This is a genomic window from Aurantivibrio infirmus, from assembly GCF_054767315.1.
Genome location: NZ_BAAFSK010000004.1, coordinates 268,251 through 282,178, shown reverse-complemented (window position 1 = coordinate 282,178; position 13,928 = coordinate 268,251). Strand labels below are relative to the sequence as shown.

Annotated in this window: 13 protein-coding genes; 10 read left to right on the top strand and 3 right to left on the bottom strand. The window is 43.1% G+C overall.

Annotated elements, in window-relative coordinates:
* The first annotated feature begins 16 nt into the window (after positions 1-16).
* The 9 genes from ccoN (at position 17) to ACYUCY_RS10645 (ending at position 8,907) form a co-directional block, all read left to right on the top strand.
* Entirely contained in the window at positions 17-1,489 is a 1,473-nt protein-coding gene (gene ccoN / locus ACYUCY_RS10685) for a cytochrome-c oxidase, cbb3-type subunit I (RefSeq protein WP_460226474.1), read from the top strand.
* Positions 1,490-1,526: 37 nt separating this feature from the next.
* Positions 1,527-2,138 (top strand): cytochrome-c oxidase, cbb3-type subunit II, encoded by a 612-nt coding sequence (ccoO, locus tag ACYUCY_RS10680; RefSeq protein ID WP_460226473.1) that lies wholly within the window; start codon positions 1,527-1,529, stop codon positions 2,136-2,138.
* A gap of 12 nt (positions 2,139-2,150) precedes the next feature.
* Positions 2,151-2,309 (top strand): cbb3-type cytochrome oxidase subunit 3, encoded by a 159-nt coding sequence (locus ACYUCY_RS10675; RefSeq protein ID WP_460226472.1) that lies wholly within the window; start codon positions 2,151-2,153, stop codon positions 2,307-2,309.
* Between the two features lie 79 nt (positions 2,310-2,388).
* Positions 2,389-3,306, top strand: a complete 918-nt coding sequence (gene ccoP / locus ACYUCY_RS10670) for a cytochrome-c oxidase, cbb3-type subunit III (protein WP_460226471.1) — start codon at positions 2,389-2,391, stop codon at positions 3,304-3,306.
* A gap of 77 nt (positions 3,307-3,383) precedes the next feature.
* Entirely contained in the window at positions 3,384-4,781 is a 1,398-nt protein-coding gene (ccoG, locus tag ACYUCY_RS10665; RefSeq protein WP_460226470.1) for a cytochrome c oxidase accessory protein CcoG, read from the top strand.
* Between the two features lie 43 nt (positions 4,782-4,824).
* A complete protein-coding gene (locus tag ACYUCY_RS10660; protein WP_460226469.1) occupies positions 4,825-5,412 on the top strand; it encodes a FixH family protein in 588 nt (195 codons plus the stop codon).
* A gap of 66 nt (positions 5,413-5,478) precedes the next feature.
* Complete coding sequence (locus tag ACYUCY_RS10655; protein ID WP_460226468.1) at positions 5,479-7,974, top strand: heavy metal translocating P-type ATPase; 2,496 nt, start codon at positions 5,479-5,481, stop codon at positions 7,972-7,974.
* 13 nt (positions 7,975-7,987) lie between these two features.
* Entirely contained in the window at positions 7,988-8,218 is a 231-nt protein-coding gene (ccoS, locus tag ACYUCY_RS10650; protein WP_460226467.1) for a cbb3-type cytochrome oxidase assembly protein CcoS, read from the top strand.
* Positions 8,218-8,907, top strand: a complete 690-nt coding sequence (locus ACYUCY_RS10645) for a sulfite exporter TauE/SafE family protein (protein WP_460226466.1) — start codon at positions 8,218-8,220, stop codon at positions 8,905-8,907. Before ccoS ends, ACYUCY_RS10645 begins: the two co-directional genes overlap by 1 nt.
* Before the next feature lie 87 nt (positions 8,908-8,994).
* Here ACYUCY_RS10645 and ACYUCY_RS10640 read toward each other — a convergent pair whose 3' ends face one another.
* Positions 8,995-10,299, bottom strand: coding sequence for a serine hydrolase domain-containing protein (locus ACYUCY_RS10640; RefSeq protein ID WP_460226465.1), 1,305 nt, complete (start codon positions 10,297-10,299; stop codon positions 8,995-8,997).
* Positions 10,300-10,837: 538 nt separating this feature from the next.
* On the opposite strand from ACYUCY_RS10640, the gene ACYUCY_RS10635 reads away from it, so the two are divergent.
* On the top strand, positions 10,838-12,316 hold the full coding sequence (locus tag ACYUCY_RS10635) for a spinster family MFS transporter (RefSeq protein WP_460226464.1): 1,479 nt from the start codon (positions 10,838-10,840) through the stop codon (positions 12,314-12,316).
* 87 nt (positions 12,317-12,403) lie between these two features.
* Here ACYUCY_RS10635 and ACYUCY_RS10630 read toward each other — a convergent pair whose 3' ends face one another.
* Both ACYUCY_RS10630 and ACYUCY_RS10625 read right to left on the bottom strand, forming a co-directional pair.
* Entirely contained in the window at positions 12,404-13,063 is a 660-nt protein-coding gene (locus ACYUCY_RS10630; RefSeq protein WP_460226463.1) for a cytochrome b/b6 domain-containing protein, read from the bottom strand.
* Positions 13,064-13,085: 22 nt separating this feature from the next.
* Positions 13,086-13,577, bottom strand: coding sequence for a c-type cytochrome (locus ACYUCY_RS10625; RefSeq protein WP_460226462.1), 492 nt, complete (start codon positions 13,575-13,577; stop codon positions 13,086-13,088).
* Positions 13,578-13,928 lie beyond the last annotated feature (351 nt).

Here is a 13,928-nt window from a genome sequence, read left to right as displayed (position 1 = left end):
CGGGGAACTCTTCAATATGGCGAATGAGGCTACTTCAGAATTCGGCACAACAGTAAAAGCTGAAACTTACAACTATAAAGTCGTCCGTCAATTTACCATCATGACGGTGATTTGGGGTGTCGTTGGTATGGGGGTCGGCGTGCTGCTCGCGGCGCAATTAGTGTGGCCAGAATTGAATGACATTTGGCAACCCTATACACATTTTGGGCGTTTAAGACCTTTGCATACTAATGCGGTTATCTTTGCCTTTGGTGGTTGTGCATTGTTCGCAACGTCTTTTTATATTGTTCAACGGACTTGTCAGGCGAAATTGTTTGGTGGAATTTTAATTCCATTTGTTTTTTGGGGTTGGCAGCTGGTTATCTTAGCTGCTGCGATAACCTTGCCGATGGGATTAACCACTTCGAAAGAATACGCTGAACTTGAGTGGCCGATCGATGTATTAATTACCCTGGTTTGGGTTGCCTATGCCGTCGTATTTTTTGGCACGATCATGAAGCGCAAGACGGCCCATATTTATGTCGCGAATTGGTTTTTTGGCGCTTTTATTATTACCGTGGCGGTTTTGCATTTGGTTAACAGTGCCGCAATTCCTGTCGGACTATGGAAATCTTATTCTGTTTACGCCGGTGCCAGTGATGCAATGGTGCAGTGGTGGTATGGACACAATGCCGTAGGGTTTTTTCTAACGGCAGGATTTTTGGGAATGATGTATTACGTTGTTCCTAAGCAAGCGGGGCGCCCCGTTTTTTCTTATCAATTATCTATTGTGCATTTTTGGGCTTTAGTTGCGCTTTATATTTGGGCCGGCCCTCACCATTTGCATTACTCAGCATTGCCGGATTGGGCACAAAGCTTAGGTGCGGTTATGTCAATTATGCTACTGGCACCTAGTTGGGGTGGGATGATTAACGGCATGATGACGTTGAGTGGCGCCTGGCATAAGTTAGCGACAGATCCTACTTTGCGATTTTTAGTTGTATCACTTTCGTTTTATGGCATGTCGACTTTCGAAGGGCCGATGATGTCGATTAAAACGGTTAACGCACTTTCTCACAATACGGATTGGACTATTGGTCATGTCCATTCTGGCGCTTTGGGTTGGGTGGCGATGATTTCGATTGGCTCGGTCTATCATCTAATGCCAAGTCTTTATCGTGTTAAAGAAATGTGGAGCGTTAAATTAATTAATGCGCATTTTTGGCTGGCGACAATCGGTACCGTTCTTTATATCGCATCAATGTGGGTTAATGGTATTGCCGAGGGCTTGATGTGGGGTGCTTTTAATACCGATGGCACCCTAACTTACAGTTTTGTTGAATCTATTATTGCGAAAGGTCCAGGCAATATCGTTCGTGCTGGTGGAGGAGCGATCTTTTTACTAGGCATGCTGTTGATGGCCTACAACATGATTAAGACGATTGAAAGTTCGAAGCTGTCCGTCGCTGATAACGATGCTGATGAAATTTCGCAGGTGCAAACTGCGTGATGAATAAAAATGTACCGAGTGATATGGAGACTCAAGCGTGAAAAATCACGATAAAGTAGAGAAAAATATTTTTATCATGATCATATTGGTGGTCGTTGCAATCAGCTTTGGAACATTGGTAGAAATTATTCCGCCAATGTTTTTAAAGGAAACGACACAGCCAATTGATGGTTTGAAACCTTTAACGGCTATGCAGCTAGAAGGCCGTGATATATATATTCGCGAAGGGTGCCATGTTTGTCATACGCAAATGGTGCGACCATTACGTGCAGAAGTAGAGCGTTATGGTCACTATTCTGTTGCGGGTGAATTTGTTTATGATCACCCGTTTTTATGGGGTTCAAAAAGAACGGGGCCTGATCTTGCGAGAGTTGGTGGTTTGTACAGCGATGATTGGCATCGGTTACATTTGTTTAATCCTCGGGCGGTGGTTCCTGAGTCCAATATGCCCGCTTTCCCTTGGTTGTTAGATGACGAGGTAGATGGCAGCGTAACGGGTAAAAAAATGGCAGGCTTGCGTAAAGTGGGCGTACCTTATACCGATGAAGATATTGAAGGGGCTGCATCGGAGCTAGAAAATGTTAAAGAAATTGACGCGCTCATCGCTTATTTACAGCAATTGGGTACCTTGTTAAAACACAAACGCTAGGGTTTTATCGTTATGGATATTAATACACTACGCGGTATCTCCATCATCTTGATGATGATTGCTTTTCTGTATCTATGTTGGTGGGTTTTTTCGCCAAAGCGAAAAAAATCTTTTAAAGATGCGGCAAAGCTACCCTTTGCTGACGAAAATGAGCAAGAGAAAAAAGATTAAGGCGTACATATCTAGCATTTGAATTTGTATATTGTTAACGACCTGTTGATTGAAAACAGCGATTTAACTAGGAGTCATCATGAGTTTGTTTTGGAATATTTGGATAATAGGGCTGACTGTAATATCTACCGCTTTGGTGATGTGGGTTTTATTAGCCAACCGAAAGGTTGCCGTTAGAGATGACCAAGACCCGGAAGATAAAACGACGGGTCATGTTTATGATGGCATTGAAGAATATGATAATCCTTTGCCAAGGTGGTGGTTTCAATTATTTATTTTAACGTTTGTTTTTGCTGTCGTTTATTTGATTTTATTTCCCGGTCTTGGATCTTGGCCGGGTGTTCTGAATTGGACATCTGAAAAACGTTTAGACAATGAGTTCGCAGTAGCGGACCAACGTTATGGTGAGCTTTACGCCGGTTTTGCAGCGCAGTCAATTGAACAACTAGCTGATGATCCGCAAGCAGAAAAAATTGGCGTTCGATTGTTTTCGAATCACTGCTCTACTTGTCACGGTGCCGATGGTGGTGGAAATTTTGGCTTCCCCAATTTAACCGATGGTGAGTGGCTTTATGGCGGCACCCCTGAAGCTATTAAAACGTCAATTACACATGGTCGTATTGGGCAAATGCCTGCTTGGGGAAGTGTTGTGGGTGAGGAATCCGTTCTCGCGCTGACTGAGTATGTATTAAAAATTTCAGGTCAGGATCATACAGCGAGTAAAGCGCAACAAGGCGAAGCCGCATATCAACAATTTTGCGCCGCTTGCCATATGGCAGATGGGAAGGGAAATTTTGCTTTAGGCGCCCCTAATCTAACTGACAATGATGCCTGGCTATATGGTGGTAGCCGAGAAATTATTGCGCAAACCATTCGTAGTGGTCGATCCGGTGCAATGCCAGCACAGAGCGAAAGTCTTCGTGAAGAAAAAATACATCTACTCACCGCATACGTGTATGGGCTTGCACGTGATTATGCTGAACTTGAAGACAAATAGCGCTTGCGAATCGAGTCAATGCGTGAGAATGTTTTTTAGTTTTTTATCAATCGTTAATAGCTGATAGGCGGCTGCGAGTGAAGAAAAACGATACCATCGCCACAGATAAGTCCGAAGATAAATATCGCTCTCTCTATGTTGCCGATGAAAAAGTGTATACACGGAAGATCCATGGTTTTTATCAGCGTATTCGTCGTTATACCGGTATTCCCCTTCTAATTGGCTTTTTAATTTGCCCCTGGTTAATTATCGATGCTCGACCCGCAATGTGGTTCGACCTACCTGCTCGAAAATTTTACGTATTTTGGTTAACTTTTTGGCCACAAGATGGGATGTATCTCGCGTGGTTGCTAATCATTTCTGCATTTTTACTATTTACAGTAACCGTATTGGTGGGGCGAGTCTATTGTGGGTTTACCTGCCCGCAAACCGTATGGACTCACATGTTTATTTGGGTGGAAAACTTAGTTCAAGGTGATCGAAATAAGCGAATAAAATTAGACCAACAAGATTGGAATGTTGAAAAGTTTGTTAAGAAATCGACCACCTTCTTTATTTGGTTTTCGATCGCGTTGATATCCGCCTTAACTTTCGTTGGTTATTTTGTTCCCATTCGTGAATTGATTTACAGTTTTGTCGATTTCAGTGTTTCGCCCGTTTCTGCTTTTTGGGTCGTGTTTTTCACCGCCGCGACTTTTTTAAACGCAGGTTTTATGCGTGAACAAGTCTGTAAATACATGTGCCCTTACGCGCGCTTTCAATCGGTGATGTACGACAAAAATACTTTAGCGGTTCGCTACGATGAGCAGCGTGGAGAGAAAAGAGGGCCGCGTAAACCAAATGAAGACTATAAAGCGCTAGGTCTGGGTGATTGCATCGATTGTTCTTGGTGTGTTCAAGTATGCCCAGTTGATATTGATATACGCGATGGCTTGCAATATGAATGTATTGATTGTGGCCTCTGTGTCGATGCGTGTAATTCGGTAATGGATAAATTGGAATATCCCCGTGGTTTAATCCGCTACGGTACCGAAGATGGAATGAAGCAAAAGAAAGTCAGTATATTCCGGCCGCGCTTGCTGGCTTATGCTGCCGCGCTCTGTGTCATGATAGGTTTGTTCGTTTTTGCGATTGCAAGCCGTGTGCCGGTAGGTTTAGATGTGATTCGAGATCGTGGTGTGCGGATGTATCGTGTGCGAGGTGATAACATTGAAAACGTCTACACCTTAAAAGTTAGAAATATGGATCGTGGGGCCCATGATTATTTAATCGAGGTCGAAGGTTTGCCTTCTTATCGTCTCGGAGGAATACGAAATTTACGTTTAGAAGAGGGTGAAGTCTTGTCCGTACCTGTGCGTTTGGCAGTACCAAAGAACGAAATCTCCGAGAAAAATATGGACATAGTCTTTACCATACGAGCAATCGACGATGAGACCCAAAATGCTAGAAAAGAAACTCGTTTTATCAGCCCTTAAAATTCGCCAATAAATCTATTGTTAAACCGGATAATGCAGAAATATGACTCAGCCAATAAGCGAAAAAAGTATTAATAGTGGGAGTCAATCCGTTCGCGATGAGCCTGTTATGGCCAAACCGGGTACTCGTGAACCCTGGTTTTGGATTATTATTTCACCCCTAATTTTAGTTCTCTTCGCGTGTGCGATTACTATATCCATCGCAGTCATCAATGCGGATGATGTGGTTGTCGGTAATTATTATAAGCAAGGTCTGGCGGTTAATGAGGAATTCTCGTTGGCGGACAATGCAAGATCCCTTGGCTTATCCGGCGAAATGCGCTTTGATCAGCAAAATTCAACTATCCAGATTGATTTTTTGAATACTAAGAGCGAAAGCCTTCCACTATTGCCGGAGGAGTTAATTTTGCATCTTAGCCACCCTGCGGAGAAGAGAGAAGATCGAAATGTTATCTTGACCTTAAAATCTCCCGGTATATACAGTGGAACTGTTTTGAGTAAGATTGATAATCGTTGGTATTGGCAATTGAACCCCTCTTCAAGTGCCGGACGATATTCTGAAAATCAGCGCTGGCAATTGACGGGTGAGTTAATTATTTCTGACCGCGATGAAATTCTCGTTTCCTTTTAATTTTGGCCAATCTTAGCTCGACCTATTTCCACCTATTTCTTTTCTATCCTGTCTCGAGAGCAGCCAATGCTAGCAGCGTCTAAATGTTTTCACTGTGGATTAGCAGTCTCATCGAAAGAAACCTTTCCAATTGTTATTGATGGCGAATTAAAAAATTTTTGTTGTCTAGCTTGTCAGTCTGTCGCTAGCTTGTTGAGTGAGTCGGGGTTCGATCAGTACTATCTTTATCGAGATAGAATGTCTAAAGAGCTTAGCGAGCAAGATCAAAAAATTTTGCGCAATGCCGCTCAGAAAAATATAGATTATTCTGCTTATGATCAGCGATCTCTGCAAGAGGAGTTTGTCGTTGCAACGGGAGGTGGCAATTATCGCGCTAATTTATTAATAGAAGGCGTACACTGTGCCGCTTGTACGTGGTTGATAGAACATTATCTTGCCAAACAAATTGGTGTAAAAAGTGTATCCGTAAATTTGGCAACCCATCGATGCAGTGTTGAATGGGATTCCGCACTCATTCAATTGTCGCAAGTAATGCAAGCGATAAACGCGGTTGGTTATCAAGCGATACCAGCAACGACAACTCAACAGGAAAGTTTTCACAAAAAAGAAAATCAACAAGCACTTTTACGACTGGGGCTCGCGGGAATTGGCATGGTGCAAGTCGGTAGCTTGGCTATCGCTCTATATGCTGGCGCTCTGCAAGACATGACAGTGCAATGGCAGTCGATATTTCGATGGATTAGTGCGCTTATCGCAACACCGATTGTATTGTTCAGCGCACGACCATTTTTTACTGGAGCTTTACGATCACTGAAAGCAAAACGACTCACAATGGATGTATCAATCGCATTGGCAATTGGTCTGGCTTATGTGGCAAGTGTTTGGGCAACCGTGAGTAATACCGGTGAAGTGTATTTTGATTCAGTTAGCATGTTTACTTTTTTCTTATTGTTGGGTCGATACTTGGAAATGCGTATTAGGCATTCCAACCAGCAATCAATGTATAGACTTAGTCAAGCGTTACCGAATTATGCGGAATTAGTCGAACAGGGTACTGAAGAACCGTCGCTTCGACCGATATTGGTGAAGCAAATCGCTGTCGGGGATCGGTTGTGGATACGAGAGGGCGACGCGATTCCAGTTGACGGTAAGGTGATTCAAGGTGAAAGCCACGTCAATGAAGCAATGCTAAGTGGAGAGGCCACGCCAATCGCGAAAAAAATCAATGATCAAGTCTTGGCTGGCTCAGTCAATCTCAGCGACACCTTGATAATAGAAACTGAAACTATCGGCGATCAAACAAGACTCTCTGCAATACAGCAGGTAATGGAAAAAGCAATTAACGAGAAGCCGCCTGAAGTGAGTCGTGCTGATCAAATTGCCGGTTATTTTGTTGCTGCGGTACTGGGTTTAGCTTTACTGGTTGCCACTTATTGGTGGCAACACTCACCGCAAGATGCTTTATGGGTTGTGCTTTCCGTTTTAGTCGTTACTTGTCCCTGCGCATTATCGTTAGCGACACCGGTCGCGCTTACCGCCGCGACTCATCGTTTGCGCCGTTTGGGTTTTTTAGTTTTAAAATCTCACGTTGTCGAAAGCTTGAGTCGAGTGTCGCGCGCTATCTTTGATAAAACCGGCACCTTAACTTATGGTGACATGCGAATTGCTAAGATAGAAACCTATGATGCGCTGGCGCAATCGGACGTTCTGTCATACGCAACGGCAATGGAAGCGGGTTCTAATCATCCAATCGCTTCTGCATTTAAGAAAACCAAACTTGCCGATGATTTTGATATTGGTTTTAAACAGATCGATACCAAAAACTGTAGAAATGTCTCAAGTATGGGAGTCGAAGCGGAAATACAGGGTACTTATTATCGCTTCGGGCGATTAGATTTTATTTTTGATGATTTCTGCTCCTTGAGCCAAAAAAAAACAGAGCTAGAAATAAATAACTCACACAACTTAATTCTTTGGTTGGCAAGTCGAGAACGAATGTTGGCGAGGATTGAGTTGGAAGATAGTTTGCGCGACGATGGCCCTCAACTTGTCAAAGCGCTCGATAGTTTCGGTATCGCCTCGGAAATTTTGAGTGGCGATGAACAGCGAGCTGTAGAAAGTGTCGCTCGAACACTTGCAATAAAAGATTTTTCGGCAAAACTCTTACCGGAGCAGAAGCTTGTACACTTGAGGAAGAGGCAAGCAGAAGGGGATTGTGTGTTAATGGTCGGCGACGGTCTCAACGATTTACCGGTATTGGGTGGTGCGGATGTGTCTATCGCGATGGCAACAGCAACTGACTTGGCTCAACTGAAATCGGATAGCGTTCTTTTGAGTGATCACTTGCTGGTGATTCCGAATGCGATTGCCTGCGCACGTTTTTGTGCACGCATTATCAAACAGAATTTGGCTTGGGCTTTGTGTTATAACCTGCTTGCCTTGCCATTGGCGGCGATGGGGATGATACCACCTTATATCGCTGCCATCGGCATGTCCTTGAGCTCATTACTGGTAGTCATGAATGGCGCCCGACTCTATCGATTTCAAACAAAAAATAGTTAATATTTGATTCCCTATGCAAAGTCTCTATTTATTGATTCCAATTGTTTTAATCGTTGTCGCTATTGGCGTCGCGCTATTTTTTTGGGCGGTAAAAAGTGGGCAATACGAAGACTTGGAAAAGGAGTCGCAGAGTATTTTTTTTGATGATGAAGATTCAACTGAGAAAAAGACAGCTCGAGACGACCACCAAGGCAGAGCCTCTTCAAATAGCAGTGAGATAGATGACGAAGAGAAAATTAACTAATGGAATTTATAGTCATCTACATGAGTGCGTTTGGAATTGGCTTGCTAGGCGGTATGCATTGTATCGGTATGTGTGGAGGGATTTCTTCGGCCTTGGGGTTTGCACTTGAATCGAATTCACGCTGGAAACGCCTCTCGATATTGTTGAGTTACAACATCGGACGTTTGTTTACCTATAGCTTATTAGGCTTTTTCGTTGGCTATGCGAGCCATCAAATTTCGACTCACGCACACCATGAAATAATGCCTCACGATATAAAGTTGGCGAGAATAATCGCGGGATTTCTTTTGATTGCAATGTCGCTTTATTTAGCCGGTTGGTGGTATGGCTTGCGTTGGTTGGAAAAAATCGGCCAATTATTTTGGAAGAGAATTCAGCCCTTCGCACAAAAACTATTACCGGTTAAAAATTTTCCGCAAGCTTTCGCCTTAGGAATTTTATGGGGGTGGTTACCTTGCGGACTTATCTATTCAGCGCTGGCATATAGCGCGACTCAAAATCATCCCTTAGTCTCGGCGGCGACGATGTTGAGTTTTGGTTTGGGTACCTTGCCCGCGGTACTTGCCAGTGGAATTTTTGCAGTGAAAATAAAACAACTACTGCAAAAGAAAAATTTACGCTTTGTATTTGCGGGTTTTCTTTTTGTTTTTGGATTGTGGACTATACGAGGTGGGCTACCGCACATGTAAAGAACCCCTGAATTTTTGGGGATTCTTTACGTGATCTGAGCAAAAAAATAACTTGAAAAAAGTAACTTGAAAAAGTCGCCTTATAAATTATTCAATAATCGCCTGGTGGGTTAAGACTTGAAAATCTTGGCGAATATTTAAATGATTGTATGGTCGCACTTGCGTCATCATCATGCCGATTAATCCCTCTTTGCGATCAATCCAAGTAATGGTGCAATAAGCACCGCCCCAGTACACGCTACCTTCTGATAAAGGTGTTGCCGCGTCACCGCGATCTTCTACGACGGCCCAGCCTAAACCAAAGCCCATGCCTGGACCCGGTAGCCAGAGAGGAAGATCCCCAGTGTGATTATCCATCATTAAATCAAGCGTCGTTGGCGATAATAATCTTTTTCCCTCCAACTCACCGCCATTCAACATTGCTTGTTGAAAGCGCAAATAATCATGAGGCGTAGATACGAGCCCACCGGCACCACGAGGAACCTTTGTTCTCCCTGGACCGTTAATCCATCGGCTGGCATCAGTGCCAGGATCTTGAAGAACGATTTTTAGATCGTCACCAGGCATGTATTGCGACATCAAACGACCGTTTTTAGTGTCGTCTAGCCAGAAGTGGGTGTCAGTCATTCCTAACGGTTCGAATATTTTTTCCTGGAGGTATTGATCGAGAGGCATCCCGGATATTACTTCGACTAAGCGGCCAACAACATCTGTTGCACTTGAGTACTGCCATTGTTCTCCCGGCTGATAATTTAGGGGAAGGGACGCGAGGCGTTTGATATAAGAATCGTGCGTATCTGCGGCAGTGACTGAGGCATGTTCGGTGTAATAATCAACATTGCCGCGATAGGAATTTGCCAAGCCCGCAGTGTGGGTCAACATGTCTCGAATCGTAGCCGGTCTTTTTACATCAACAAGCTCGCCAGTTTCACCACTAGCATCCGAGGTTGTCGATACCTTCTGATTGGCGAATTCAGGTAGAAATTTACTGACAGGGTCTCGTAACTGAAATTTGCCTTCTTCCCAGAGCATCATTAACGCAACTGAAGTAATCGGTTTGGTCATCGATGCAATGCGAAACATCGCGTCTTTTCTCATCGGTGTTTTTGCGTCGACATCCATAAAACCTTGTGCTTCAAAATGAACCACTTTGCCATGGCGGGCTACCAAGGTTACGGTGCCAGGTACTAAACCTTCATCAATGTAACGCTGCATTGCAGGGCGAATTCTCTCTAAGCGCTCACTAGACATTCCCACACGCTCAGGTTTGGTGGTTTTTAGGCCAGGATCAACGGAATCGGCAAACGCCAGGCTGCTTATCGCTAGCCCCGAAATGGCCAGGCCAACGAGTATTGCATAGCTTATATTTATTCTTTTAATGACTTGTTTCATTGAGTTTTCCTCCAGTTGAACTGCGAATCCTAACCTATCCCTTGCCATAGCTCATCTGATAATTGATGATTTTTGGTGCAATTTACTAAATTGAGTAGGGAAAACCAGGGCGTTATGACTTAACAATCGAGACGTGGATAGGGCATTGATATGGCCGAACGTGATAGCAGTGCTAGGGGAAATATGATTTAATTCGTCGATCTCAGCGTCATTCGCAGATTGATGGGAGACATCCTACTTATCGCGGATTCGACGTTGTTATCAGGAATCTCGGTCAGGAATTAGTCTTGAGTTCTTGGTTTAGAATCGTAAAGCTAGCAGCTACGCAAACATGAGATTTAAATAATAATAATTGAAGATAGACGAACACAAAAACAAAAAAGAAAACAAGCACTATAAACATCGTGTTAAAAATTCCCACGATTTTGAAATCTAATTAACTAACCAAATTATTAAAACTAATTTGGTTGAATATAAATTTGCCTAATTAACTTTGCTTGATTAGCAATACAATAAGAAATAGCACGGAGATCTGCAAATGAGTTCTGAAAACATCGAAGCGAATCCCGCGAAGGAAGCTCCAAAGGAAGAAATTCCATACCCGAAAGAATCCTACGCCTGGTACGTTGTTGGTGTTCTTATGGTGGTTTATGTTTTTTCTTTTATGGATCGACAAATTCTGAATTTGCTGATTGATCCGATCAAAGCTGACCTGAATGTCACCGATACACAAATGAGTTATCTGGGTGGTTTAGCCTTTGCGGTTTTTTACACATTTTTCGGCATCCCAATCGGCAGAATGGCGGATAGTAAAAATCGCAAGGTAATTATTACTATCGGTCTCGCATCGTGGAGTTTCTTCACCATGTTATGTGGTGCCGCCACTCGCTATACCTACTTTGCATTGGCGCGAATGGGTGTTGGTGTTGGTGAGGCGACTTTGTCGCCTTCGGCTTATTCCCTTATTACCGATATGTTTCAGCCAAAACGTATTGCACTCGCAATCAGTATTTATGCCGCGGGTATTTATATCGGTTCGGGGCTTTCCAGTATCTTCGGTGGGATTATTATTGGTTGGGCAGAAAATGCAGGCCAACTAACTTTGCCAATTATTGGCGATGTAAAACCTTGGCAGTTCGTATTTTTTGCTATTGGATTCCCAGGTCTAGTTTTTACGTTGGTCATGTTGACGGTTAAGGAACCCTTGCGCCGTGAATCGCGTGCGGCTTCACGAGAAAAACCCGTTACTTCAGTTCCTTTCTTACAGGTGTTTTCTTATATTGGGCGCAACTGGAAAACATTTGTTTATCATAATGTCGGTTTCGGTTTTTGCTCGTTTATCTCTTACGGGGCATCATATTGGATTCCAAGTTTTTTGATTCGGGTACACGAACAAACGCGCTTTGAAGCAGGTGTATATTACGGTTCTATTGTTGCGATCTGCGGAACATGCGGAATTATTTTTGGTGGCTGGCTAGCGGGGCGATTACAAGAAAAAGGTTATGCTGATTCGAAAATGCGGGTTGGATTAATTGCCGCTATTGCTCATATTCCTTGTGGTTTACTTTATCCATTGATGCCAACACCTGAATTAGTTTATCTCATTCTTTGTCCCTCCGTATTTACGGTTGCGATGCCATTTGGTGTTGCACCGGCGGCGATTCAAGAAATGATGCCCAATAGAATGCGGGCTCAGGCGTCATCGGTTTATTTGTTTATCTTGAACATTATCGGTTTAGGCTTGGGGCCATCCGCTGTTGCTTGGTGTACTGATCTTTACTACAAAGATACACAGATGGTAGGAATGTCATTGCTGTGGGTAAGCACCTTGTTCGGACTAATTTCTTGTGTGTTGTTGTATTTAGGAATGCGTCATTTCCGTACCAGTATGCAAAACTTGGAAGATTGGAATAACGGAATAGAAGTAAAACAATATACGGCAAAACAAATGTATACTTTCTTAACCTTATTTAGCACCTTCATTCTAGCGACTGTCGGGTGGCTATTGTTTGGTTGACGAATGCTTGCAATAAATCTGTCCAATAAAAAAGGTCGACAATTGTCGACCTTTTTTATTGGACAAGAGATTGATAGGTAACTTAACTTACGATACTAGCCACCAAACAAAAACACTAGAAATTAAAATACCGATGAACGCCAGCCAAAAAGGTTTTAATTCTATTTTTAAATCATCTAAGCGTTCCTGGGGTATCTCTTTGTTTCCATCTATCATTGGTTTAATTAGGTTTTCATTCTTAAATATAAGATAGAAAAATACCGCCGCGATATGCAAGCCAATAAAAATTAATAGATAGTCAAAAAGGTCTTCGTGAGTTTTCGCTGCCCACCTTCCTAAATCGTAGCTGACTAAATAAGATAAAGGCCCTGAAGCTAAACCGTCGACATCTTCGGAAAATAGGCCGAGTAGTATTTGGGCGAGCATTAACCCGAGAAGAACGACAACGCTTAGTCCTCCCAAAGGATTATGCCCGATACTATTGGAAGGCGTTTTTTTGAATAGTGTCGTCGCGTAGGAAAATAAATTTTTTGGTCCGCGAATAAATTGTGTAAATCGAGCAGTCGTGCTGCCAAAAAATCCCCACCAAAAAATACGAAATAACAACAAGGTTAATAAGGCGTAGCCAGACCACGTATGCCATTCAAGCTTGTCGTATTCCGCGGTCCACCAAGAAACACCAATAAATACTACGAATAGCCAGTGCGTAATCCGCACTGGCAAATCCCAAACTTTTATTTTTGTCATTTAACTAAACCAGATTTGATGTTTACTCGTCTTCTTCTCGAAAGGCATCGTGACAATTTTTACAGCTACCACCTAGTGTGCGAATGCCTCCGGGCACCGCTGATGCGCCTTCTGAGTTTAGGCTGGCGATGTACTTCGCAGACTCATCAACCAAGCGTTGTGCGGCTTTGCTAAACTCTTCTGGTTTTTGCCAGATTTCAGCTTTTGCTTCTGTCTCGTTACCACTTTCCGGGCCTGAGCCAGCAGGGAACCAGGTATCAATTTGTTTAGCTAGAGTATTAATGGTCGTTGCCGCTTCGGTTACCTTGGCGACATCGGCATTACCGGAACGCGCTTGGTCGCGGATCGTTTTAAAAGATTCGCCAATCATTTCAAAATTTTCGTGACGTTTCTCCATGGCTGCTTTAATTTCTTGCGCATCTGCAGCAACAAGTAAACTGCTGAATGCGACGCTGAACCCGATAAGTAATCCAGTAGCAATGTTCGGCAAAGTAGAAAGACGAGATAAAGACATAGTTACTCCTTAAGTTTTGTTTGATATTCGAGTGTTATACCCGATGGACGAGTTGTAGTGAAATAGTAGTTTATTTAAACATTAGTGGTACAAGGTGAATCTTTTGATTTCGGTAATATTCAGCAATAAAAGAAACTTGTAGGATCTTAAAAAATAAAAACTGGCAGCGGAAAGTATCTAATGGTTTCGCGAAGCCAGCTACTGTTCTTATTATTCACTTCGCATGGTACACAGCCATTGCGTGGGTGATGTTGGTCGCCTTGGACGAAAACTGTATTGTTACCAACTTATCTTGGAGATTCAACGGTTTTCAAAGTTCCCTAGAGTCGATTTTGTTCGCTTTATGAGAGG